The sequence below is a fragment of the Archangium lansingense genome, assembly GCF_026626635.1.
Lineage (GTDB): Bacteria > Myxococcota > Myxococcia > Myxococcales > Myxococcaceae > Archangium > Archangium lansingense.
This window is the reverse complement of record NZ_JAPNKA010000002.1, coordinates 1-23,420: the sequence shown is the minus strand read 5'-3', so window position 1 is coordinate 23,420 and position 23,420 is coordinate 1. Positions and strand designations below refer to the sequence as shown.

The window sequence follows — 23,420 nt, the reverse complement described above, 5'->3', positions numbered from 1 at the left end:
GGTGGGCCCATGATTTCCCCCGAACTCGCCGCCCGCATCCGCCGACTGCACTTCGCCGAGCACTGGAAGGTGGGCACCATCTGCTCCGAGCTGAGCGTGCACCACGACACCGTCCGGCGCGCCCTGACGCTCGAGCGCGTCAGCGGCACGGGGGTGAAGTCCGTCAGGCCCACGCTGCTGGATGCCTACAAGGGCTTCATCCAAGCCACCCTGGAGGCCCACCCACGCCTCACCGCCATGCGCCTCTTCCACATGGTGAAGGCGCGCGGCTACGTGGGTGGCCCGCTCCAGGTGCGCCGCTACGTGCGCACGGTGCGTCCCACCTCTCGCGCCGAGGCCTTCCTGCGCCGCAGCACGCTTGCGGGCGAGGAGGCCCAGGTGGATTGGGGACACTTCGGCACGCTGTCCGTGGGCAACACGCGCCGCCCTCTGTGCTGCTTCGTCATGGTGCTGGGCCACAGCCGCGCCCTCTACGCGCGCTTCTTCCTCGACATGACGCTGGAGAGCTTCCTCAGGGGCCACGTGCTGGCCTTCCAGGCGCTGGGGGGCGTGCCGCGCGCGCTGCTGTACGACAACTTGAAGTCCGTGGTGCTCGAGCGCGCCGGCGACGCCATCCGCTTCCACCCGCGCCTGCTGGAATTGGCCGGCCACTACCACTTCGCACCCAAGCCCTGCGCCCCCTACCGCGGCAACGAGAAGGGCAAGGTGGAGCGCACCATCCGCTACCTGCGCGACTCCTTCTTCGCCGCGCGCACCTTTAGCGGCGTGGATGACCTCAACTCTCAAGCGGCGCGGTGGGCGGCCGAGGTGGCCCACGCGCGCCAATTGCCCGGCGACGTCACCGGGCGCACCGTCGCCACGGCCCTCGAGGAGGAACGCCCGCGGCTGCTGCCCCTGCCCGCACACCCGTTTCCCACGGACGTGGTGCGCCCCGTCGCCTCCGGCAAGACGCCCTACGTGCGCTTCGACTCCAACGACTACTCCATTCCACACACCCTGGTGAAGAAGCCCCTCACCCTGGTGGCCTCCGAGACACGCGTACGCGTACTGGACGGCTCCGAGGAGGTGGCCTCCCACCCGCGCTGCTTCGAGAAGGGCCGCACCCTGGAGCAGCCCGGCCACCTCGCCGCCCTCGCCGACGCCAAGGCCCGCGCGCACGAGCTGCGCGGCCGAGACTTGCTGCGCGCCTCCTGCCAGCAGGCGGAGGGCTTCCTCGCGGCCCTCGCCCAGCGCGACCTCTCGCTGTCACACCACACTGCTCAATTGCTGAAGTTACTTACGCTCCACGGCGCACGCGCCCTGGATGAGGCCCTCGCCGAGGCCCTGCGCAAGGGGGCGGTGAGCGCCCCCGCCGTGGCCCACCTCCTGGACCAGCGCGCTCGCCGCCAGCGTCAGCCTCCACCACTCACCGTGGTGCTGCCGGATGACCCGCGCATCGCCGCCTCCCGCACCCGCCCCCACTCCCTCGCCGACTACGACCGCCTCCTCGACAAGGACTCCGCCGATGACGACTCCACTCGCTGACCGCCTGGCCTCCCTCGGACTGCACGCCACCTCCCAGGGCCTCGCGGACCTCATCGCCCGCGCCACGAAGGCCAGATGGGGCGCTACCGAGTTGCTGGAGCACCTGGCCGACGAGGAGCAGAAGGAACGCGGCCGCAGAAGTCTCGAGCGGCGCCTGTCTCGCAGCCGCCTTGGCCGCTTCAAGCCCATGGCGGACTACGACTGGGGATGGCCCAAGAAGATTGACCGCGAGGCCGTCGAGTCCGCCTTGCGCCTGGATTTCCTGGAGCGCGCGCGCAACGTCGTCATTGTCGCCCCTCAGGGACTGGGCAAGACGATGATCGCGCAGAACATCGCCCACCAGGCCGTCCTCAAGGGGCACTCCGCTCTCTTCGTCACCGCCTCCCAGTTGCTGCTCGACCTGGGCGCCCAGGACACCAGCCGCGCACTGGACCGCCGCCTGCGCCACTACACCAGCCGCACCAGCCTGCTCGTCATCGACGAGATGGGCTACCTCGCCTACGACGCGCGCAACGCGGACCTCCTCTTTCAAGTCGTGGCGCGCAGGTATGAACAACGCTCATTGGTGATGACCACGAATCTGGCGTTTTCGGACTGGCCGACCATTTTTCCCAACGCCGCGTGCGCCACCGCGCTGATTGACCGCGTCATCCACCACGCGGACGTCCTCGCTATCGAAGGCGAGAGCTACCGCCGCCGCGAGGCCGAGGAGGCCGCGACGACCAGGAGGGCGAAGTCCAAGCGCTGAGCCTCACCTCGGACCGGGATGCCGGACCCCCGGCACACCTCCAGCGTCCCAGTCCAAATTTCCGCGTTTCCTCGTGAACGCCAACACCAAAGCCCAGGAAATTGCTCTCGAGGCTCTGTCGGGCGTCCGGCTTGCCGAAGAAGTACTTCCAGCCGGTGGCGGCCAGGCCGATGCCGCCGATGGCGAGGGTGATGGTGCTGAACCACTTGGAGCCCTGGTTGAGGGCTGAGGTGATTTTGTCCTGGGCGAAGACGAGTGAGGGCACCAGGGTGTAGAGGGCGACGACGGCGAAGCGGCTGAGTCGGTTCATGGGTGAGGGGCAGAGGGTGGGGCGGCAGCAAGGGCCGCCGCACCACGGAGAACGCACGTAATTACGTGCGGTATGCCCGGCGGAGACCCTCGCACGAGTCCCTGCTTGGCCAGCTGCCGGGCGCAAGGACACGAGCGTTGCTGTGCAGCAGTCGTGCGGGGCGAGTGGGGGCCGCAGTCGAGGGCGAGGCGCGCACAGCACACCTCAGCTCAATCCCTTGGCGGCCGAAGGTCGCGCATGTGCCCGGACATGGATATGGTCGCCCGCCATCGAGGAGGCGTGGGGTTTCGGCCACGAGGAATTTGATGCTAGACCAGGATCTCTCTAATTGGCTTGATGTCGCTCGGCGCGACGTCGCGGACTTGCTACTCAACAAGGGGCTCTATCAAAGGATAGATTTCACCCCTCCCCGCCCCATTCGCTTGTCCGACTGGGCCGCAGTGATTCCTCCGCGCCTCCAGCGCGACTGTGCTCTGTGCGACGACGCTGAGCAGACGACTTGGTCCTACGAGTTTGTGACGACGAACATGCTGGGGATGCATTCGTATAAGTGCATGAATTGTGAAACGTCGACCACCACGTTCATGCTCGCCATGACGTCTGGGGGGATAAAGGAGGTACCAAGTGGTCCTGGAGGGGGCATCTTGGATCGTCACCTCACCAACTACTCAATTGAAAAGGTTGGGCAGTACCCGGCATGGGAGGCACCTCTCTCTCGCACCTTAGTTAAGGCCCTCGGAAGAGATGGGAAAAGCCTGTTCATCAAAGGTTCTTCCTCGCTGCGTGCTGGCCGCGGCATTGGTGCGGTCGCGTATTTTCGCCGCATTATCGAGAACCATATCGACGACATTCTCAGGATGGTGGCGGAGAGCGCTGCCGCTGCGGGAGACACCGCAGCCAGTGAGCAGATTAAGGCGGCAAGTCAGAACCTCTACGCAACCGACCGGCTGAAAATCGCTGCCCAGCACACCCCCGCGCACCTGAAGCCTGGCGGTCACAACCCGCTAGAAGTGATGTACAGCGCATTCAGCGAGGGACTTCACAGCCTCTCGGATGAGGAGTCAGCAGTTGTCGCCAATCGGCTCCTGGAAAGCATAGCTTATTTCTTCGAGGTATGGCAGGAGAACAAGGAGCGCGCCGATCGCTACGCTCTTGCGATTACGAAGGCGGCGACGAAGTCCTCCTAATTCTTCAGACTTGCGGGTCGGAACCATGCGCACGGCCGGGCCCACGGGACTTTCGACACGAGGGCTGCGCACGGACTGCTGGTGCCGTGCGCTCCGCCGTGCCTTTTTGCAAGGCAGTCCTGCAGAGTCTACTCGTCTCGGGGAGCCTTCTGGCTGATGTAGCCCCTCTCGTACTTGTCGAGACGCTCGTTCAATATGGTTTGGATGGCGTCTTCTCGCTGTTCTTTGCTCGTCCGCATCTTCCGGATTGCCCGCTGCAACAAGATCGCCGGAATCAGCACGATCAGTTTCTCGTGAAGGTCCCATCCTTCCTTGACCAGCGCCCGCTCTCTATTGGTGATCTGCTTGTCCTGAGAGGAACGCGTCACCATGATGAGGAGTCGTCCATAAGGGCCGCTGAGATAGCCCCAGGCTTGGCGGAATTCGGGGGCAGCCATCTCCTCGAAGTTCTTGCATTCGAACACGATCTGGCTCACGCCGTAGACGCGCGCAACCCTCCCCCAGAATCCTCTGTCGGCATTAATTGACCCGACCACATCGCGTTGCTGGAGGCCGCTCTTGTTCGGGTGCAGCTCGATATTCCCCAGGTCCTTCGCAAAGAGATACTGAGCCGTTTTGTGAACCCACTTCTCGAAGGCATGGGCGCCCTCGTTGCCGAGGGGGATCTTTTCAAGATCGTCAGCGATCTGCCCGAGCTTGCGGAGTCGATCCGCCTTCATCTCTGTCTTCGCTGGGACGCCCTTCGCCACATCGTCCTCGTCGTCAACCCGAATGAGGACCTCTTCTTGTGGTACATCGCCAGTAAGGCTCAGTGCCCTCCAGAAGCAGGGATGAACGACGATGACTCGGCTGTCTGGTAGCTCCTGTACGTCCGTGTTCGAGCCGTCGTGGCAGAACGTCACGGCATCACCTACGTCATCTTGGATGCCCAGGAATCCAACACTGTAAAGAGCGTTGAAGGCGTCTGCGCCCGTCGAAATCAATGCAAAGTCGCGTGCCACCATCCCAGTACCGCCGGCATCGACAACGTCCTGAAGGAGTTGCTTCACATCCGCAGACTTGCGCTTAGCTGTCCCTCCGCGGAACCGCTCGGCGAACAGCGACATCCCGGGCAGCACCTCCTGGTACTCCTTGTAAAGATCCTGGAGCCGCTGTTCGGAGATAGCCGTCGCGGCACCCTGCAGGTCGGCGTCTATGATCCGATCACGATTGGCGGCAGCTGCTGCCTTGTAAGCCGTATTCAGAAGGCTGATGAGGTCGCGCGGACGGTAGAGCGTCAGTTTCAGGCAACGTCGGAAGCCGTCGATACCCTCCAGCTCCCCCTTCGCGAACTGAGTCCAGATTCGGGTGTCATTCTCTTGACTCCACCGAAAGGCGGCTCGGAGCCGTAGCGACACGAAGCTCAAGAGCGACCGCTCGTCCCATTGAAGCCGCAACGTGCTGCCTTCGATGTTCCGACTGTAGTCGGGGTCTAGTTGGACCAAAGCACGCAGCATGTTGTCGCGGATGAAGAGCAGACAGTGAAGTCCGTGGCTCTCTTCACGGAAGTCGGCAGCGGCGCGGGCGAGGCCACCGAGAACCCCTGTTGCGAGGGGGCTGGGTAGCCATCCCTCGTCCAAGCCGTCGTAGAGAAAGACCAAGCGCTTGCCGATGGCGTTCTGAACCCCATCGATGATTGCATCTTGGAGGCGCCTCAACCTGAAGTAGTCGGAGATCTTCTCAAGCAGCGCTCGGGCTCCAACGCCCGGATTTGCGCGTCTGACTAGCCTCAGTGCTTCAAGACTTCGCGCCAAGCCCGCGTGCTCAAATAGGCTCTGATGCTTAGTCTTGAATTCAATCAAAAATACGCGAGTCTCACCAAGCTTCTCGGCTTTGTAGTGCTTGAGGATGTGCTCAAGTGCGCTGGTAAGGATCTGCACCTTCCAGGTGAGCCTTGTGATCGAGCGGGCATCGTCATACCGCTCGGTTAGCTGCTTCAATTCCTCTTGGAGCGCAGCCGTCTTCACTTCATCGGGCTTCTCGGTGATGAGGATAGCTCCGCCTTCGGCCTCCAGTGCCTGAGTGACCTTGCGGAAGAGAGCGCTCTTGCCGGCGCCGCGTCTCCCAACGACGAAGCGAAAGTCGGACCCGTGGATCAGCTCAAGGTAGTTCCGCGACTCATAGAACGCGACATCCAGCATACGCCGGTCCGCTTCGGCGGTTGTCTCTCCGAGGATGTTGCCCGCAGGCGCTGTCGTCACCGGACGTACCTCCGTTATGAGTCGAGGCGAAGAATAACTCATGGTGGGAATGTGGTCCCGTTCATTCGAGGGCCAGGGCAGGCCAGCGCTGATGGTTCGCGTGACCGAGTGCACGGGGTGCAGGACTTCCGTTCTCCGCAGTAGGCCTGAGTTGCCTCATTTTCGCGCTGGTGCAGCGAGACCACCGGTTGAGAATGCGCCGGCTGGACAGGGGGTCGCAGTTCCGGTTATCATCACCGACCAACACAGAAGGTCTGCTAATACTGATTATGTCAACTCGCCTCACCGGGCGATCCGCTGAGGAGGCTTAGGTCTGCACTCGTAAGGATGGTCACGCGCCAGAAGTGGCGACTCTCACCGAGCACCGGGTACCGAGGTGAACGCAACCGGTGGGTAGCGCCTCCAGGGGCCACTACTCAAATCGGAATCAAGGGGAAGCCCTGAGTGCAGAACCAAGTGCTGTCGCTGAGCGCGCGGTACAGCGCCGTCTGCCACGAGTTCCGGTCGGCCACTTCCCGGCTGATTGCCTCCTCCGTGAGGTGAGAACGGACCGCCTGCTCCTTGGCGTGTCCGTACAGCGTCATTAGGCGGTAACGCATGTTCACCAACTCTTGAGCGGCGAGCGTCGCGTAGGTCGCTCCAAGCCCGAAAGCATCAAAATGGGACTGCGTGCGGTCGGCTTTGAGTTGGGTCCAACCCGGAGGGGGCTGGACATAGAACCGAACTGCAGGCTGAGCTGACTGAATCACATCGGCGTAGAGCCAGCGGTCCTGCCCGAAATCGTCGAAGTAAGGGTGAAATGTCTGTTCGCCCGCTGTTGTCGGACGCGCGGTGCGCTTAGTCGTGTTGCAGTCGCGGCAGGCCGGGATCAGGTTGGACGGAGCTACTGCCAACGGCGAGAACTTAGCCTTCGGAAGATGGTGGTCCAGGGTCGACACCTTGTGCGCACCGCACAAGGGGCATACGCCGCGCGCTGGCAGGAGCATCAGCTTGTTGTAGATGCTCCGCCCAGGGGACTTATGCTTCGACATTCTGTCGGTGTAGAGGGCCGTCATCTCGTCCTTTGTGACGAGGCCGGCGACACCGACGCTCATAGGCAATGTGTGGAGGGAACCAGCGGTGGCGGCGGCCTCGTATAGCGCAGCAGCGGCATCGATACTTGGCTTCACGCTCGTCAAGCGAGCCTTCAGGCCTGGATCGGTCTCGCCGCTAACACAGAGGAGAAACACATCACCGGCGGTTTCGGTCAATTTTGCGAGCTTGCGCACGGGTCACGCCTCATCCGAGGAGTCGGTCATGTCGCGAGCAGCAATGAGCCCACGTGCGATGGCACGCGCCTCGGCACCCAGTTGATTCCCGAAGCGCTCCAGAATGGACTCGTAGCCAGGTGAGTCTGCGACAGCATCCCGCAGAAGCTTGTGGAAGCCGGACTGCGTCACCTCCAAGGAGAAGATCTCGCGCGTGAGAACGCCCACGTTCTCTCCGAACGTCTCGTTTTCGGGCCTCTCAGCGCGGACCTCCTGACCGGATCGACGAAGAAGCCAGACGCAGGTCTTGGGTACCTCCTGGAGCACAACTGGCGAATGGGTAGCGATGATCGCAACGCCATTCCGCTGAATGAGAAGGTCCGACAGGCTTCGCACAAAAGCCGCAAGGAGAGGCGGGTGCAAATGAGCCTCGGGCTCGTCGAGCAAAACCAGGGTGCGCTCCACCACCGTCTCGACTAGGCGCGTGATGGTGAGAAGCACGATCTTGTGGCCGGAACTCAGATTCTTGTAGAGGGACCTAGCACGGCTTTTCCAGTCCGGGCCATCATCATCATCCGCGAGCTGCGCCACTTCCTCATCATCCGCGAGCTGCGCCACTTCCGCCTCTTTGAAGAGCGGATCTGATTCGAGGGCTTCAAGGGCGCTGCGCCAGCGGATGGCCCGCATCCCTTCACGGCACACGCCGACGCTGTTAACGAAGTCCTCCACCAAGTCGGCAGGAGCTTTGGGGGGAAGCTTGGACACGGGAGGATGAGGCCTGCGCACGCGTCGTGTGGGACGTGGAGATTGAGTCGGAGGGCTCTCTGCAGGTACGGGGGGATTTGGCCTTAGCCCGATGTACCAGTATGGGACGACATGGGGCCTCCCCCTCGTCGCGACCAAGGGGTCGAAGGGATCGAAGGCGCTGAATGAGACCGACACGACGCTCGCAAGCAGACCTCCGCCCTTATCCACCGACAAGAACGACCCGACGTCTCCTGGATCGGCGCCCTGCTCCACGAGCGCGCGCGTCATGCGATTCAAGCAACTCGTTTTTCCGACTCCATTCCTGCCGATCAGAACATGAACGTTCGTCGGGGGCATGGAGTCGGGCACAACGTCGAAGGACAGCTCGAGCGGTGAGGCCTCGGTCCCTTCGGCCCCTATAGAGTTGGGGAACGCGTAGACTAGGTTGAAGGGCGTGAGCTCCGCGTCGCCTCGGGCCAGCCGATGGAAGCGGCCTCGCACTGACTCCTCTGCTACGGAGCGCATCAACGAGACGGTCATCACACGCTCGTTCTTCGCACGTTCAAATAGCGATAGGTCCAGAGCAACATCCCGTAGCCCGCTCAGGATGCGGTCGCGAAGGGACGAATCCAAGGTGTTAAGCGTCTCGTAGTAGTCCTCGTCTTGTCCTAAGGAAAAGAAGCCGGAGTCGAGAGCTTCGAACTGCGTAAGCACGCTCGGCCTACGCGACGTTTGGGCGAACTCCCCGATCTTCACTCGGCCGGCGTGATGCTGGTTCCCGTGGATGTCGACGACCACCAACACGAAGGTGGTTTCGAACGTGAACCAGTCGTCCCAGTCGTTGCGGATCAGAATCGCCTGCTCGTTGCCAGGCGCATAAGAACCGAGGGAACTCACTACGGTGAAGAGCATCGCGCGCCTCAAAATCAAAGGGACGACCGAGCGAGCGTAGCCTATTTTCGCCCACGCGGCGCCCTACCCTCCCCTCCCCCTCTAGGCGCTCTTAATAGCGGGACGACTTAAGGCGCCGGAGCTGGGGGACGTGGGTACCCGCGTCTTCTCAGCCCAAAGGTCCGGAAAGCGCGTGTCGGTGGCAAGAAGGTCCTTCTGATTCCTTTTCTCGAAGAACCGCCGCCACTGACGGAGCCGCGGGCTCACGTGGTCGAGCTCGCCGGTGGCCGGGTTCCAGCGACTCGTGGGGTCGCGTAGAAGGAGCTCCACGTCGGGGAGGTAGCGCGGAAGGCCCTCGGACTGGGCGGGAGCGGGCTGTGGGCGGCGAGCGGCCGCGCCGCAACCGGAGGTTGTGCACTGGAAGTCCGCGCGGCCGTCCCGGCACAAAGCCCAGGCAGTCGTGCCGCACTTCGCGCAGGGCGTCGTGGGCAGCTTGAGGGGAGCCTTCGGCTTGGCGCCGGGCTTCGGGGCGAGGATGGCCCGTCGCGGGTCATCCACAACCACGAGGACGAGCGTTTCGTTGTTGCTCACCTGGTCCTGCTTGAGGAGCCAGTCGAACCGGAGGCTCGTCGGCATGGCGCGCTGCCAGTCACGCAGGGTGTCCGCCCACCCGCCTCGCGGGTACTGCTTCACCCGCTTCTCGAGGTGCCGGGTGACATAGCCATTCACGCGCTCGAGGAGCTTGGGATGAAGGTCTTCCGACGAGAGCGTGGGGCTGATGACGTGCCATCCCTCGGAGCGGGCCCGGGCGTAGACGTCATTGCGCAGCAGCAGGTAGCGCAGGACGTGGACGGGCGGCGGGCGGAGCAGGCTCTTCTCGTCCGGACAACCGAGGACGCGCAGGGCCTTACCTCCGAGCCAGTAGTAGACACCCGAGTAGCCGCCTCGCTCCGGGTGTGTGAGGGCTTGTTTGAGGAAGCCTTCCTTTTCGAGGCGCTGGAGGCGCATCCTCGTGTTGCGCTCGGTGCGGCCCCTGCCAGTGTCGGGGTTCAGCTCGTTGAAGTGCTCGACGAGCCAGTGGGCCTGAAAGGGCGTCACCACGCGAAGGCGCTGCAGGCGCCGGAAGAGGCGCAGCTCCTCGGGTGCAACCTCGGGCACGGTGGCTCGGGGGCCAGGGCGGCGGACGGGGGCGGTGGTCATGGGGTTAGACGAGGACGGCGAGTTGACCTGTCACTGCGAGGACGCGCTCCGCGGTGGCCTGGTTGGGCACAGCCCACACCGTGGGCTGCCCCGTCCAAGCGGTGGCTTTCTCGCGGATCATCTGGTTGGAGTATTTCGCGGAGACGTACTCGACATTCACCTGCTGCACGCTGCCATCGGGACGCTGGATGGCGAGCTGGGCGTCCGGCAGTTTCGAGGTGACCTCCTGAGTCCTGGCGGCTCGGGCGCGGAAGTCCTTCCCCTCGAAGCGCTCACTCATGAGCTGCGTCTCCATTTTGAAGCCTAACACCTGGTTGCCTGCTGCCCGGTGCTGCCTTTCAAGATTGTCGAGTGCGTCGAGAGTCTTCAGGTGGTGCTCGCCAAAGCTCTCGCGCAGCCGGGGCGGCGGCGGCAGCTCCAGGCTCTCACTCGCGCGTGCTGTGAGGCTGTAGGCTCGCAGGACGTGGTGCCGAGCGCGAGGGTTTGGCTTGGCCGTCGTCGGCGCCTTCGCGCCATTCAAGACAAGCGAGCGAGCATTGAGATAGCCTTTAGCCGTCAGGCGCTTGAGCGCGGCCTCGGCGCGCGGGGAGGCGTCCGAGAGCGTCTCGTGCTCGGCGCGGAAGAACCTATCCACAATCCGGTCGAAGTCGGCGACGCCCGCGCGAGCAATCCAATCCAAGACGGCTCGCTCGCGAGGGGACGTGGGTGTCGGGAGAGGGGGCTTCACCATGGCTCAGCCCAGCTTGTTGAGATGGCCGGGGAGCAAGGAGACGAGGCGCGGCGGCCGGAGCTGGTCGCCGTCGAAGATGCGGACAACGGCCGTCCACTTCTGGAGGCTCTGCACGGCGTCAGGGGTGAAGCGCGGCAGCTCCACGTCGGCGTAGGAGACGGAGACGCTGCGCGACTCGCCGCCGGCCTTGGCCGTCATGTCGTCCACCAGCAGCCCGCGCTCGACGCCCTGGTAGCCCGAAGCCTCGGAGCGGGAGGCTCGCACCGTCTGGTAGGTGCCGAGCTCCGTGGAGAGGGTTTGGGTGGTGAGACTATCGTTGACGGCGAGCATCACCCAGGTGCGGTGGTTGCCGAGCATGGTGGGCCGGTACTTCTCCGGAATCTGTGCGAGGCCCTGGTGCAGGGCGATGGTGCAGCAGCGGGCCTCACGGCTGACGCTGGTGAACTCCGCCCACTTCTCATTCATGTAGAACCACGCCTCGTCCGCGAGGCACAGGACGAGCCGGTCGTTGTTGCCGCCCGCCAGCTTGAAGGCAGGCGTTGAGCGGGCCAGCATGAAGTCCTGGAAGTCCATCATCAGGAAGACGCCCAGGGCCCGGGCAAGCGTCCCCCAGCGGTTGGGGTTCATGTTGAAGATGACGATCTTCCCCTCCTCGGTGAGGCACTTCCATCCGGGGAACGTGGCGTCGGCCTGGCAGAAGGTGGGGCGCATCTCGTCGCTGACGAACTGCGTCAAGTCGGCCCGGAAGCCCTTGGTGAGCATCATCCGCTCGCGCGGGTCTTCCTTCGCCCACTGCTGGGAGAACCACCTGTAGGCGATGGAGTTGCCGGGCCGGGCCTGCTCGAGCAGCTCCGTCTGGAAGTCCTCCTCGCAGACGAAGCGCCAGAGGTCGAGCAGGGTGTAGCGCCCTGCCCCGAGCGTCTCGTGGAGGATGGCGAAGGCGTTGGAGGCGAACTCCGTCTGCATCTTGAGGTAGTAGGAGTTGGGCTCTTGGTTGCTCATGACGGTGAGCGCCGAGACGAGCCGCACGGCGAGAGCCTGGGGGCTGCCGTTGGCCAGCGGGTTGAAGCTGACCAGGCGCTCCTGGAAGGCCCGCTCGTCCTCGGTGGGCTCGCGGCCAACGGCCTGGACTCCATCGGGCGAGATGATCAGCACATCGTCGAGGCGCCCCGCGGCCCGGGCCCGGGGGATGATGAGGTCCTGCGCCATGTTGCCCTTGGCGGCGTCCAGGATGAAGAGGGCGTTGCGCATCCGCCGGGCGCTCATCTTCGTCGTCCGACCCTCCGGCGTTCTGTACTCCACCTCGCCGTCCCCGGGCCATTTGAAGAGAGCCTGCTCCAAGAGCGGCTTGACGACGGTGTGCGTCTTCCCGGAGCCGATGCCGCCGAGGCAGTAGATGTTGGTGAACATGGCGAGCTCCGGGATGATCTCCCAGTCCGGGTCCCCCTCGAGCGTGTTCCACTCCCCTCCCCTCTTCCCAATGATGAAGTCGTTGGTGAAGAGGAGCGCTTTGGCCTTGGTCGCGAAGGGCGGCAGCTCTCGCACCTTGAAGACGCGGGGCCAGAAGAGGAGTGGCCAGAAGCAGGCGGCGTAGGCGCCGGCGAACGCGAGCGGCGTGAGGGCCCACCAGCCGAGGCGCCCGAGGTCGGCGAGCGGACGCGGGTTTAGCCCGAATGCGGTGAGGGCCTGGGCGGTGGCCAGGAGGCACCCGTAGAGGCCGCTTCGGGCTGCCTGGACGCGGAGCGAGGGCGGCCGGTAGCTGCGCTTGCTCACGCGGAGGAAGTCGCCCAGGCCCATGACGAGGATGGGCACCACGAGGAGCCCAGCGGCATAGAAGACGACGTGGATGTTTCGCGCGAGGACCTTGTCCAGCGTGCCTGCCGGGAGTCGCTGAATGCCGGCCGCAATGAGAACGCCCAGGGTCGCCAGGAGGAGCCCGAAGGTTCCTGCTGTGTTGGTGGCGCTGGGTGTGGAGACGGACTGCTGTGCGGGCTGGCTCATTCCTTTTTTCCTTCCCCCTACCCTTCTTCGGACTGGCCTCGTATCGAGCGGTGCCAGGTCGGTCAATCTGCGGTTTCGGTGCTACGGAGTCGCTGAAGCCGCCTGCTCTAGTTGTGTGTGTGTAAGTTGCTAGGTGTGTCAGATGGCTGCGGTGCTAGGTAGGAAGGGGGAACAGAGGGGGTTTTGTCGGTAATGCACACAGCCATCTGGCAAACTACGACGCCGGAAACGGCTAGTATTTCCAGCAACTTACACACATTCGAGGCTTCCACGTGGGGACCGCCCCGTCTGGAAGCCTCGTTGGGCCCGCTCGCGGGCCCCACAAAGTGCCGCGTCAGCGCACTGCGTTCGCGGGTTTCCCGTGTAAAGTCGGAGGCTTAGAGCCGGTGGTGACTTCCGCACCGCACCGGTGCGCCAAAGGAGCCTAAAACGTGCCCGGAAGGCCCCCTTGGGCCGCCAGTGGCGCGATGCGGAGGTGGCACCACCTCCGCCTTGGGGCGCGGCTTCCTGCGCCCCTAATGCCGACGCTGGCGTGCGGCTTCTAACACACTTGGAGGCCCGCGGGCCGGTGACTCCTTCTGCACCATCCGGCGCACCGAAGGAGTCCAAACCCTGCCCGACTGATGCCTCTTCCAGACAGCTTCGGGCGGCGCGTGGGGGTGCCGCCACCTCCACCCTGGGCGCCGCCTCCGGCGCCCTCCCCTAGCGTTTGCTTGGGGCGACGAGTCGCCCCCGCTCTGCTAGGTCTCCCCTTCCCTCCCCTTCCGCCATTTTGGCGCCGTCCGGACTCTGCTCGGAGTTTCGGTGGGACGTGGCGGGAGGATCTAAGCCTCGACCGCCCGGGCGCCGCGGGGCGGCGGGCCCAGGGCCCGACGCCGCGGGGGGTCAGGCCGCCGCGGCGTCCTCGCGCAGGGTGGCCAGGAGAGCCTCCAGCTCGGAGCGAAGTGCCGAGCGCTGCGCGGGGCTGAGGTCGCCGAGCGCGTCCTTCTGGATGACGAGCTGCCGCTCGCTGCTGACGAATGGCGTCCCCTTCGGGAGCGCGGCGACCTTTGGAGCCTTGGCCTCGTCGGCCGCCTTCTCCGCCTTCGCGGCCCCCTTCCCTCCCGTCTTCACCCGCTTCACGTACTCGGCCACACGACGCTTCTCCATGTCGTGCATGAGGACGTGCTCCAGGTGGGGACGGAACTCCCGCTCGGCCCACACCTTCGGGTCGCGCCCCTTGGGTGCGCCGCGGAGGATGTGGTTGTAGAGGCCCGCCAGCAGCTCGGCGATGGTGAGCTCGCGGATGACGCGAACAACCAGAACGGGCTCGGGAATCTCCTTCTCCCCCTTCGCCGTCTGGATGGCCTGCATCTTCACGGACCCGTCCCCCGGATTGCGCTTCACCTCGGGCTTGCCCTCGGCGTCGAGCTTCGGGACGCGGAGGCCCTGCTCCATGGCCGCGCGCAGCGAGTCCGGCCCGGTGGCGATGCGGATGCAGCGCTCGATGCGGTCCACGCCGAGGCCCACCTCCTTGGCGATCTGCTCCACAGAGAGGCCGTCCTCGTCGCGCATCGCAACGTAGCCGTCACCCTCCTCCAGGGGCGTGAGATCCTGCCGCTGGAGGTTCGCCACGAGGGCCTGAGCACGGCCCTTGCCTGGAGGGGACGCGGGGCGGACGATGGAGAGAATGGAGGCCCACTTCTGGTCTCCCGTCTCCGCCAAGAGGTCCTTGTGGCCGCGCCAGCGGTTCTCGCCGCTGATGAGGATGAAGGTGCCGGGCTCCTTCGGGTGCGGCTCCAAGGTGACGGGCTCGAGGAGGCCCTGGGAGCGGAGGCTCTCGCGCATCTCGGCCCGCCGCTCCTCCGAGAAGTGCTTGCGCGGCTGGAAGGGGCTGACCTTGATTTTCTCGACCGGAATCTTGACGAGCTTGGCCTCGGTGGTCTCCTCCCCCGTGGGGAGCGGGCCCTTCGCGGTGACGCGGGCAAGCAACTGGGAATTGTCAGGCACGACGGATGACCTCCTCTGCGAAACTGGTGTACTGGACCGCGCCCTTGTTCTTGGGCTGTGCAAGCACCACGGGGCGGCCGTTGCCGTGCGCGTCCCCTATCGCGCGCAGGCGGGGAATAGAAGTCGAGAACAACCGGCTCTGGAACAGGCCCCGCAGGGCCTGGAGCATCGCTCGGGGGGTGGACGAGCTGGTTTCATTGAAGGTTGGCAGGACCCCGAGAACGCGCAGCGTGGGCTGAGCATTCTGCTTGAGTCGCACCACGAAGTCGTTGAACTCCACCGTCATCGGCAGGGTGCCAATGTCGAGCTGCACGGGCACCACCACCTCGGGGCAGGCCACGACGGCGCCGATCATCAGGATACCGAGCGTGGGGGCGCTATCGCAGATGATGTAGTCGTAGTCAGCGCTGAGCGTGTCGAGCGCGTCGGACAGGCGGAAGTGCCCGCGGGGGTCTTGGTCGAGCTTCTGGGCGTAGTGCGACAGGCGCGTGCTCGATGGCAGCAGTTCCAGGCCCGGGACGTGGGGGTACTTGTGAGGCGTGAAGGGCTTTCCCTCCAGCAGCTCCACCACGGTGTAGAGCGGGGCGTGCTCCTCACGCACCTCCTCGGCGAGGCCCAGGAAGATGCTGGCGCCCGCGGACGGGTCGAAGTCCACCAGGAGGACGCGGAGGCCGCGAAGAGCAAGCACGGCGGCAAGGTTGATGGCAGTGGTACTCTTACCCACACCGCCCTTGTTGTTGGCGATGCAGATTCGACGGGCCCTACGAGTCATTGGGCACCCTTTCGAGGCAGTTGTAGGGGTAGCGAGCGTGCAAGTCTTATACGGTTTCGCTCGCCGAGGGGTCAACGAGGCAAGCATGCGTTTACGGTCGGTGCCCTGCCCTACTCGGGCCCGACGTGACAGGTCGCACGAAGCGTGCGGGTTTTCGCGTGCGGTGGCGCCCTCGAAGTAGGCGCCAACTGCTCACGCGAGCAGGCTGGAGGGGCCCGAGAACCTGGAGGAAAGCGCGCACGTTTCCTAGCTCCGCGTCCAGTCGCCTTACCCCATCCGGACGGCGGCCAGCACCAGTTCGAGCGCATTGCCGGTCTCCGCCAGCAGTTCGTCGCGCTTGTCGTCGATGGCGGCCTTCGCGTGGGCGACAGTGGTCGCGGTGTTCCTCAGTTCTTCGAGCGGTGCGTCCTTCGTCATGGGCGGTGGCCTCGCCAGCGCCGACGCAAGTCCGCCGCGGCGCTGCGGGGTGTCGGAGGGACAGCAGGGGTGTCCGCCCTCCACCCGGCCCTCGGCCCTCGGTCTTCGCGCGGTCCTCGAGCACGAAGCGGATGAGGTCATGCTCGCCCTGCCCGCGACCTTCGCCATGGCCGGCACCGCGTCGGCACGCTGGGGCGAGTTCCAGGACGAGCGGGGGAGGGGAGGGCGCGGCAGAGGCGGTGGGCGCGGTGGGTGGCCTCTACCAGGAGGCCTGGCGGTGATGCTGCGGGAGGAGCCGGGACCAGGGGGCGGCGGTGCTGCGCTACTCTTCGGTGTTGCGGTAGCCACGTAGGTCAGCCGTCTCTGCGTGGCCGAGGTTCGTCTTGGCGAAGTCGGCGTGTTTGAAGACCTGGCCGTAGCGGCGCGCGGCCTCGTTGTGCTGATGGTGGAGAGCGAGCTGCTGCGCGTCGGTGGCGAGCCTCATGGCGGCTTCCAGGTGCTCGCGGATCTGCCGTGCGTACTGCTCGGCCTTCTGTTCGTCGGTGAGGAGCTGCGGCGGGGCCTCTTGCGGAGGTGTAGTCATGGGAGGGAGGGGCGGGCCCCAGGAGTGCCGGGGCCCACGGGAGACGCTGGCAGATCGCCGCCACGGAGTCAGCGGCCGACTGAGCGGAGGGGTTAGAAGGGGATGTCGTCCTCCGGAGGGGGCGGCTCGGCGCCCTGCGGAGGAGCGCCAGCGTCGGAGTGGGCGTCGTCGGGCCTGGGCCCCAGAAAGGTGACGGTTTGGGCCACCACCTCGGTGGTGTAGTTCTTCCGGTTCTCCTTGTCCGTCCACTCGCGCGTCTGGAGCCGTCCCTCGACGTATACCTGACGGCCCTTCTTGAGGTACTCCCCACAGTTCTCAGCGGGCTTGCCCCACACGACAATTCGGTGCCACTCGGTGCGCTCCTGCTTCTGGCCGTTCTTGTCCGTCCAGGTGTCGCTCGTTGCGATGCGGAAGTTGGCTACTGCCTGTCCGCCCGGGGTGAAGCGCACTTCGGGGTCCGCCCCGAGGTTGCCAATGAGAATGACCTTGTTGACGCCACCAGCCATAAGAGTCCGCCCTCTTCAGGTACGAGAGTGAGTCCCGGGGCTATTGCAGGGGCGGCCAGCCGTCCGGGCACGGCGTGGCTCATGCGCACGTGATTACGTGCGCCCCACGCTCAATGGTGGGCAGAGAGAGGGCGGTGCGCCACCCGGAGAGGGTGCCCGCCCGGTTGCGGTGCGAGCCCCCGAAGAGGCGGGCCCGCCGAGGAGAGCTACGTCAGTCTGAGGGCGAGGGCCTCGCCCTGTGGCGGGGCAGGTAGGGCAGCGCGGCGGAGTGCCAGCTCGAGGAGCTGCGCCACGTCGGGCATGAAGAGTTCGCCCTCGCGGGCGTAGTCCATCGCGGGCGTCCGGGGCTCGGAGAAGAAGAAGGCGTCAGCGGCGTCCTCGTAAGTGCCCGAGGCCTCCAGTACGAGGAGACTGCTGTCGCCCAGCATGGGGGAATGGCGAAGCGGCGACCGGCGATGGCTCAAGCGGACAGGGAGACGCGCCGGTCCAGGACGACACCGGGCCGGAAGTACGCGGCGCCGTCGCCCGCGCCGTCGCGCGTGCGCTCGCGCATGACCGGCAGGGAGTTGAAGAGAAGTGACGAAGGACGAGAGACGCTATGGCGGCCGGTCGGGGAGAAGCGAGCATCGGTTGGAGGCCCCTGCCAGGAGGGCCTGGCGCAGTTATCCCAGGCGGGCCTCAGGAAGTTGTGCGCGTGAGGAGCGCAACCAACGCGGGCGTCTAGAGGAGGCGTGCGCCGTTGCGCCAAGACGACCAACGGGAGTCCGCGAAGGGCCGCGCGAGGTCCGGAGCAGTTACAGAGCCCCCCGGGCGAATGGTGCCAAAACCATTCCCCGCAGCAGCGGGGAAGGGGTGCTCTACGCGAGCCGCACGTAGACGGGCCGGGTCAAGGCCGAGCAGTACCAGCGCCTTGACGCGGTCTGTCGCGTGTGGCCGCGCCTATGGAGACGAGGACGGGGCGGGGGGGACCCGTCCTCTCCTTCACGGGCTTGCCCGTGTCCATGGGGCGGGGGACCGCTGGCGGCAGCGGGCCCGCGACGGAGGGACTCCTGCGGTCCGACCGGGGGGCCTCGGGCTGTGCCGGGCTGGCGCAAACGGTTCGTGCCCCCCTCCTGCTTTTTCTTCTGCTGCTGCCTGTCCGGCCGGTCCTCAGACGGGGAAGGAGGCTCGTAGTCCTCACGGGGAATGGCTCCCGCCACCGCTTGACGGCCGTTCAGTTCCTGATAGTGTGCGCCCTTGCATATGCACGAGCGCCCGCAACTGCTGGCGCAAGGGCCTACAGGAGAGGTTGGAGACAACGGGATGACGGGCGACGAAATTAAGGGACTGCGCACAGAGCTCGGGATGACCTCGGGTGCGTTCGCCACGTTGCTCGGAGTCAACCCCTCGACGCTCTATCGGTGGGAGACGGAAGGTGAGGGTGAGGTGAAGGTGGATCCCAACGCGGCGCGGATTCTCGCGGCGATGCAGCAGGCGCGGGCGACAGGGGGCCTCGAGGCATTGAAGACGACGCTTGGAGGCGCACTGCTGATCGGAGGCGGTCTGTTCGCCCTCTTCAAATTGCTTGAGTACCTGTTCTCCGACGACAAGGCGCCGACGACGGCTTCAGGCGCGGGCGCTTCCACAGCGGCCGAAGCGAAGGCGCCTGCCCCGGTGGTGCGGGTAACTAGAACCGCGTCGCCAAGCTCGGCGGCACAGGCACCAGTAGTGCCGAGGGCGACGCCAGCTCCAGCCCCTGTCCGGAGAGTGGTGCGGAAGACGTCGAAGGGGGGAGCGAAGTAGCGGGAGCGAAGAATGAGGGGTCGGAGCGGCAACTCCGACCCCCCGAGGCCACAGCTGCTCGGCCTGAGCGGCGTGACGAAGACTGCGCGAACACTGATGGTCTAACCATCAGGCATGTCCTTCGTCAAGCCAGCTCGAAGTGAGCGGCCAACCAGGCGTGTGTACCGCGCGTAGCGCGGTCGCATGAGCGACGAAGGAGATGGGAGGGAGTGTGAGTCATCGGAAGCACGAGGTGTACGAGAAGGACAAGGGCAAGTGCCGCTACTGCGGCAAGAGACTGTCCATCAAGAACCACGGGAAGACGGGGAGCCGGGGCGCGTGGCAGATCGACCACTCGCGCTCGAGGCGCAACCAGGGCACCGACCACCTGAACAACCTCGCGGCGGCCTGCGTTGCTTGCAACCAGGAGAAGGGCGGTCGGAACGCGAGGGCCTTCAAGGCGGAGCTCCGTGCGCGCGGCGTCGACGTGCCGACGAGGAAGAAGAAGGGTTTCTTGGCGCGACTGTTGGGCCTGTAGGAACGGGCGGGGGAAATATGAGGTTTCGGCGAAGGAACGGGTACAAGACGTTTATCGACAGCGACGGGCGCGAGAAGTACGTGCACCGTCGCGTGGCGGAGAAGAAGGTCGGAGGCCCTATCGGACGAGGAAAGGTGGTGCATCACCTCGACGAGAACAAGGACAACAACCGGCCGGAGAATCTGGTCGTTGTCAGCCGGGCGGTGCATGGCCGCCTTCATGGCGGCAAGCCAGACGCGTGCTTCAAGTGCGGCAGTACGACGCACTGGGCTGCAGACTGCTACGCGAAGCGGGACTTCACGGGCAGACGTTTGAAGTAGCGGTGGTGGCGGGGTTCAAGGGTCGAATGCCGTAGGAGGCAGTGGTGGGACTGGGCGAAACGTTTAGTGAATTCCTGTCGAATGTTCAGATCGACAATGCCGAAACAATCTCACTGCGGTACGGGGAGATCACGGCGGCGTTGAACAAGAAGTTCCGCGATACCGAGTCGAAGACCGACAACAGACTGCAGGTCGGTTCGTATGGCCGGGGAACGGCGATTAGGGGCGTTTCGGACCTCGACATGCTCTACATCATGCCGGACACTTCCTGGGACGACTACAAGGAAGAGGGCGGGCAGTCCAAACTGCTCACCGCCGCGAGCAATGCGATCAAGGACCGCTACCCCAAGACAGACATTCGCGTGGACCGGCTCGTCGTCAGTGTACTCTACGAGAGCTTCCACGTTGAGGTTCAGCCTGTCTTCAAAGAGAAAGACGGCAGCTTCAAGTACCCGGACACCTATGGGGGCGGGAGCTGGAAGAACACCAAGCCGCGCGACGAAATCGACGCGATGTCCCAGGTCGACGAGCGGAAGAACGGGAATCTCAGGCGCCTCGCAAAAATGGCGCGAGCATGGAAGAACAAGCACGGTGTCGGCATGGGCGGATTGCTCATCGACACCCTTGCTCACAACTTCCTCGAGTCGACGGAGGCCTATGACGACAAGAGCTTCTTGTATTACGACTGGATGAGTCGTGACTTTTTTGCCTATCTCGCTGAGCTCCCCGACCAAGCGTTCTTCTTGGCGCTTGGGAGCAAGCAGCAGGTCAAGGTCAAGAAGAAGTTCCAGAAGAAGGCAAAGAAGGCGCACGAACTCTGCCTGAAGGCAATTGAGGCAGAGGGGAAGTCGACGCAGAACGCGAAGTGGCGGAAGGTCTACGGACGCGGGTTTCCGGCCGACGCCGCAGACCTCAAGAAGTCGGCCCTCGTCATGGATGGTGTCCACCGCGCGACGAATACCGAGCAGTTCTTCGAGGACCGCTTTCCCTACGACGTCCGATACAACATCGAGCTCGAGTGCGAAGTGTCTCAGAACGGCTTCCGCGAATTCCTGCTTACTGAGCGGCTCGCCAAACGCCTGCGACTTCAGCGCAAGCGGTCACTGCGGTTCTTCGTCAAATGGCACGACGTGCCCGAGCCCTTCAAGCTCTACTGGAAAGTCCTTAACCGGGGGACTGAGGCGATTCGTCGGGACAATATACGAGGGCAAATCCTGGAGGATGCTGGCCATCTAGAGCGAACTGAAAGCAGCATTTTCTACGGGGACCACATCGTGGAATGCGTCGCCGTCAAGAATGGCGTCGTCGTCGCAACCGACCGAATTCGTGTGCCTATTGAAGGCGAGGGTGGTGGACAGGAATAGGCGACTACGGCGGCGCGGAACGTAGGGCCGGGCTGCGCAGTTTTGGCAGGGAGGGTCGAACGGGGGGCCTCGGGCTGTGTTGGCAGCTCTTGGACCCCCTCTTCATTATCTTCATCTTCTCGAATACCTGCCTTTAGGCCTGGGTGACGTGGGTGGGCAAATCTCCCAAGGTCACAGGGGGCATCCAATCCAGGGCCGACAGGCACGCGTCGCAAATCGGATCGCCACCACCTTCCTGATTAATCGGCTGAAAGACCCGTTGGGTCAGACCACATTCAACGCACTCACCTCGCTCCGCCCGAAACAGTACGACCAGCGCTGGCTCACCTGGCTCACGTGGGGGCATAGACCAGTGGGTGGCACCCCAACGCCTTGCGTCCTCCACCGTGGTCGCCACGAGCCGAAATGACTGCGTCAAACGAAGTGGTTGTCCCCTGGGCACGAGCGCGCGTTCCGCGGCAAATCCCAGAAGAGCCAATAGTCGCTCCCGTGTCGGCCCGTCGAAATTCCGGCCGCTCTCCTGTGCGCGTTCCAAGTCGCTGAGCGCGATGGACACCCGTCTGGTGCTAACGACCTCGTCGCAAAGCCGGCGAGCCTCGTCGGCTTTCTCTGCGAGACGCTGCACTACCGCCTGGATAAGAAGGGAAGGCCGAAATTGGAGCGCTGCCTTCTTCCCGTTGCATGAGCCACATGCCGGCATCCAATTTTCGAACGAGTTCAGGTCAAACGAAGCGGGGAGGCCCAGCGCTGACTTGGCAGCTTCAAATAGTGAGGGGGTCTCGAGCAGGTGCTCGGGCACGACGTGGTCGACTTGCATCGAGGTGAGGTCGAGTGGGACCCCACACAGGTAGCATTTCATGCCATGCACCAAGAATATCGCGTATCGTTGCGCGTTGGAAAATTGATATCGCGACATGCCCCCTCCTCGCCCGACTCTAACTTGAGCGCGGAGACCATTGCGACGAAATCGGGCAGACCGGGACGACTCCGACCGCGTGGATCGTGAAGCACCCGACCGTCGCCGCGCTCCTACGGGGCACCTGGGACTACCCAATCGTGGTGCTGGAGACCCCAAGTGGGATTCGGCGTCGAGAGGGCCCCGCGCGAGGAGATCGCTTCCTGCTGATCGAGGGGCACCAGCGAACACGCTACCTGAACGTGTTGGCGCACCGCGGAGTGCGGACGGGGCCGCATCAGGTGTTCGTGCTGCAGAGTCCCATCACTGGCTAGGGCAGCCTCCAGGGCGCGAACGTCAAGCGGCCTGAGCGGGACTCCGCCCGCGGAAGGCATCCCAATCGCCGTTGGGGGCGTGGAGTTCGAGCGCTTCCAGGCAGGAGCGGGCGAGCGGGGTGAGCGAGGCGGCCGCGGTGCCGGCCAGGTCCTCGCTGGGGCTCCATGACTCCAGGGCCTGACGCAGAGCGAGACGGGCGGGCCCCGCCGCGCTCAGGAGGCGCGCAGGCTGCGAGGAAGAGGAGCGGTAGGTGGTGGCGTAGGCGAGGCAGCGCCGCACGAAGACGAGCAGGTCCTCGCGCAGCTCGCCGCCGGGCCGCTCCTTTCGCACGTGGGCGAAGAGGGGTTGGGAGGCGAGGCAGCCGAGGTTGTCGAGCGCCTGGCGCATGAGGCCAATTAGGAAGGCGGCGGCAAGCTCTGGGTCTTCCTCGTCGGAGGGGGCTGCCATGTCGGTGAGGGGCTCCAGGCCGAGCGCCAAGTGGGCCTCCGCGAGGAGGTGCTCCCAGGGCGCGGGGCCAAGGGTGGCCGGGGCGGAGCGGACGAGCCATTCGTGCGTGAAGCCTCCGAAGGTCTGCGCGGAGAGCAACTCCACGGCGAAGGCGGCCTCGCGCTGACGGTGGGCGACGTAGTTGAAGCTGGTGCGGTAGTGGCCCGGCTCCATGCTGGTGAGGACCTGCCCATGAGAGGGGAAGGCGATCTCCCGGAGCACACTCTGCACGTCGCCGAACTGCTCCTCGAGGGCGCTCCACCGGGCGGCGTACTCCTCGGGAGGCAGGTGGGCCCGAGCGTGGTCGAAGACGTTGAGCGTCTCGAAGCCGTAGGTGAAGAGCTCGTGCAGGTCCTCGGGGCGGAAGAAGCGGCGGACGGGCGTGCTGGCGAGGGGAAACGGCGGGGCGGTGGTCATGGTGGGGAGCTGCTCGCGTTTCGTGCGGCCGGCGGCCCGTGGGGTTTGCTTGCGGGCAAGCGCATGTTATCACATGCGCGCACGTAATCACGTGCGGTGGAGGTAAACACGAATGACGAGGACGTTGGCAGTGGTGGCGGCGTTGGTGATGGTGGCGGGCTGCGCGGGGCGTGGCGTGGTGGCCTTCGAGGGAAGGCGGGCGGCGCTCCTC

The 23,420-nt window shown here is 64.9% G+C and carries 22 protein-coding genes; 9 read left to right on the top strand and 13 right to left on the bottom strand.

The annotated features are described in order from the left end of the window. Positions 1 to 9: 9 nt before the first annotated feature. The 4 genes from istA (at position 10) to OV287_RS55915 (ending at position 3,769) form a co-directional block, all read left to right on the top strand. Positions 10 to 1,524, top strand: a complete 1,515-nt coding sequence (gene istA / locus OV287_RS55930) for an IS21 family transposase (RefSeq protein ID WP_267535575.1) — start codon at positions 10 to 12, stop codon at positions 1,522 to 1,524. Next, on the top strand, positions 1,505 to 2,272 hold the full coding sequence (gene istB, locus OV287_RS55925; protein WP_267533277.1) for an IS21-like element helper ATPase IstB: 768 nt from the start codon (positions 1,505 to 1,507) through the stop codon (positions 2,270 to 2,272). Before istA ends, istB begins: the two co-directional genes overlap by 20 nt. Positions 2,273 to 2,403: 131 nt before the next feature. Continuing rightward, a complete protein-coding gene (locus OV287_RS55920) occupies positions 2,404 to 2,547 on the top strand; it encodes a hypothetical protein (protein ID WP_267542643.1) in 144 nt (47 codons plus the stop codon). Positions 2,548 to 3,226: 679 nt separating this feature from the next. Continuing rightward, positions 3,227 to 3,769, top strand: a complete 543-nt coding sequence (locus OV287_RS55915; RefSeq protein WP_267542642.1) for a hypothetical protein — start codon at positions 3,227 to 3,229, stop codon at positions 3,767 to 3,769. A gap of 128 nt (positions 3,770 to 3,897) precedes the next feature. Here the strand turns inward: OV287_RS55915 and OV287_RS55910 are convergent, their stop codons facing one another. From OV287_RS55910 to OV287_RS55855, 12 genes are all read right to left on the bottom strand, one after another. Further along, entirely contained in the window at positions 3,898 to 6,009 is a 2,112-nt protein-coding gene (locus OV287_RS55910) for a P-loop ATPase, Sll1717 family (RefSeq protein WP_267542641.1), read from the bottom strand. A gap of 416 nt (positions 6,010 to 6,425) precedes the next feature. Next, positions 6,426 to 7,277, bottom strand: coding sequence for an HNH endonuclease (locus OV287_RS55905; protein WP_267542640.1), 852 nt, complete (start codon positions 7,275 to 7,277; stop codon positions 6,426 to 6,428). Between the two features lie 3 nt (positions 7,278 to 7,280). Continuing rightward, positions 7,281 to 8,915: an AAA family ATPase gene (locus OV287_RS55900; protein WP_267542639.1), complete on the bottom strand. Its 1,635-nt coding sequence runs from the start codon at positions 8,913 to 8,915 to the stop codon at positions 7,281 to 7,283. A gap of 81 nt (positions 8,916 to 8,996) precedes the next feature. Beyond that, entirely contained in the window at positions 8,997 to 10,094 is a 1,098-nt protein-coding gene (locus OV287_RS55895) for a hypothetical protein (RefSeq protein WP_267542638.1), read from the bottom strand. Between the two features lie 4 nt (positions 10,095 to 10,098). Continuing rightward, entirely contained in the window at positions 10,099 to 10,773 is a 675-nt protein-coding gene (locus tag OV287_RS55890) for a hypothetical protein (RefSeq protein WP_267542637.1), read from the bottom strand. Between the two features lie 54 nt (positions 10,774 to 10,827). Continuing rightward, a complete protein-coding gene (locus OV287_RS55885) occupies positions 10,828 to 12,825 on the bottom strand; it encodes a type IV secretory system conjugative DNA transfer family protein (RefSeq protein ID WP_267542636.1) in 1,998 nt (665 codons plus the stop codon). 885 nt (positions 12,826 to 13,710) lie between these two features. Next, positions 13,711 to 14,814, bottom strand: a complete 1,104-nt coding sequence (locus tag OV287_RS55880) for a ParB/RepB/Spo0J family partition protein (protein ID WP_267542635.1) — start codon at positions 14,812 to 14,814, stop codon at positions 13,711 to 13,713. Then, positions 14,807 to 15,586, bottom strand: a complete 780-nt coding sequence (locus OV287_RS55875; protein ID WP_267542634.1) for a ParA family protein — start codon at positions 15,584 to 15,586, stop codon at positions 14,807 to 14,809. The genes OV287_RS55880 and OV287_RS55875 overlap by 8 nt, the downstream gene beginning before the upstream one ends. A gap of 267 nt (positions 15,587 to 15,853) precedes the next feature. Then, the gene (locus OV287_RS55870) at positions 15,854 to 16,003 is read right to left on the bottom strand and encodes a hypothetical protein (protein ID WP_267542633.1); all 150 of its coding nucleotides are present in this window, start codon (positions 16,001 to 16,003) and stop codon (positions 15,854 to 15,856) included. A 322-nt stretch (positions 16,004 to 16,325) separates the two neighbouring features. Continuing rightward, positions 16,326 to 16,586, bottom strand: coding sequence for a hypothetical protein (locus OV287_RS55865; protein ID WP_267542632.1), 261 nt, complete (start codon positions 16,584 to 16,586; stop codon positions 16,326 to 16,328). A 92-nt stretch (positions 16,587 to 16,678) separates the two neighbouring features. Beyond that, entirely contained in the window at positions 16,679 to 17,092 is a 414-nt protein-coding gene (locus tag OV287_RS55860) for a single-stranded DNA-binding protein (protein ID WP_267542631.1), read from the bottom strand. 206 nt (positions 17,093 to 17,298) lie between these two features. Further along, a complete protein-coding gene (locus tag OV287_RS55855; protein ID WP_267542630.1) occupies positions 17,299 to 17,520 on the bottom strand; it encodes a hypothetical protein in 222 nt (73 codons plus the stop codon). 874 nt (positions 17,521 to 18,394) lie between these two features. On the opposite strand from OV287_RS55855, the gene OV287_RS55850 reads away from it, so the two are divergent. The 5 genes from OV287_RS55850 (at position 18,395) to OV287_RS55830 (ending at position 22,305) form a co-directional block, all read left to right on the top strand. Next, positions 18,395 to 18,874, top strand: coding sequence for a helix-turn-helix domain-containing protein (locus tag OV287_RS55850; protein ID WP_267542629.1), 480 nt, complete (start codon positions 18,395 to 18,397; stop codon positions 18,872 to 18,874). A 211-nt stretch (positions 18,875 to 19,085) separates the two neighbouring features. Continuing rightward, on the top strand, positions 19,086 to 19,391 hold the full coding sequence (locus tag OV287_RS55845; RefSeq protein ID WP_267542628.1) for an HNH endonuclease: 306 nt from the start codon (positions 19,086 to 19,088) through the stop codon (positions 19,389 to 19,391). Between the two features lie 17 nt (positions 19,392 to 19,408). Beyond that, positions 19,409 to 19,711, top strand: coding sequence for an HNH endonuclease signature motif containing protein (locus OV287_RS55840; protein WP_267542627.1), 303 nt, complete (start codon positions 19,409 to 19,411; stop codon positions 19,709 to 19,711). 44 nt (positions 19,712 to 19,755) lie between these two features. Continuing rightward, entirely contained in the window at positions 19,756 to 21,075 is a 1,320-nt protein-coding gene (locus tag OV287_RS55835) for an SMODS domain-containing nucleotidyltransferase (protein ID WP_267542626.1), read from the top strand. Positions 21,076 to 22,077: 1,002 nt separating this feature from the next. Further along, the gene (locus OV287_RS55830) at positions 22,078 to 22,305 is read left to right on the top strand and encodes a hypothetical protein (protein ID WP_267542625.1); all 228 of its coding nucleotides are present in this window, start codon (positions 22,078 to 22,080) and stop codon (positions 22,303 to 22,305) included. A gap of 22 nt (positions 22,306 to 22,327) precedes the next feature. Here the strand turns inward: OV287_RS55830 and OV287_RS55825 are convergent, their stop codons facing one another. After that, positions 22,328 to 23,209 (bottom strand): hypothetical protein, encoded by an 882-nt coding sequence (locus tag OV287_RS55825; protein WP_267542624.1) that lies wholly within the window; start codon positions 23,207 to 23,209, stop codon positions 22,328 to 22,330. Between the last annotated feature and the right edge of the window lie 211 nt (positions 23,210 to 23,420).

Coding starts and splice junctions, on each gene's coding strand:
- OV287_RS55855 (WP_267542630.1), bottom strand. CDS start 17,520: ATGCTGGGCGACAGCAGTCTCCTCGTACTGGAGGCCTCGGGCACTTAC.
- OV287_RS55840 (WP_267542627.1), top strand. CDS start 19,409: ATGAGGTTTCGGCGAAGGAACGGGTACAAGACGTTTATCGACAGCGAC.
- OV287_RS55900 (WP_267542639.1), bottom strand. CDS start 8,915: ATGCTCTTCACCGTAGTGAGTTCCCTCGGTTCTTATGCGCCTGGCAAC.
- OV287_RS55885 (WP_267542636.1), bottom strand. CDS start 12,825: ATGAGCCAGCCCGCACAGCAGTCCGTCTCCACACCCAGCGCCACCAAC.
- OV287_RS55850 (WP_267542629.1), top strand. CDS start 18,395: ATGACGGGCGACGAAATTAAGGGACTGCGCACAGAGCTCGGGATGACC.
- OV287_RS55865 (WP_267542632.1), bottom strand. CDS start 16,586: ATGACTACACCTCCGCAAGAGGCCCCGCCGCAGCTCCTCACCGACGAA.
- OV287_RS55875 (WP_267542634.1), bottom strand. CDS start 15,586: ATGACTCGTAGGGCCCGTCGAATCTGCATCGCCAACAACAAGGGCGGT.
- OV287_RS55860 (WP_267542631.1), bottom strand. CDS start 17,092: ATGGCTGGTGGCGTCAACAAGGTCATTCTCATTGGCAACCTCGGGGCG.
- istA (WP_267535575.1), top strand. CDS start 10: ATGATTTCCCCCGAACTCGCCGCCCGCATCCGCCGACTGCACTTCGCC.
- OV287_RS55870 (WP_267542633.1), bottom strand. CDS start 16,003: ATGACGAAGGACGCACCGCTCGAAGAACTGAGGAACACCGCGACCACT.
- OV287_RS55895 (WP_267542638.1), bottom strand. CDS start 10,094: ATGACCACCGCCCCCGTCCGCCGCCCTGGCCCCCGAGCCACCGTGCCC.
- istB (WP_267533277.1), top strand. CDS start 1,505: ATGACGACTCCACTCGCTGACCGCCTGGCCTCCCTCGGACTGCACGCC.
- OV287_RS55825 (WP_267542624.1), bottom strand. CDS start 23,209: ATGACCACCGCCCCGCCGTTTCCCCTCGCCAGCACGCCCGTCCGCCGC.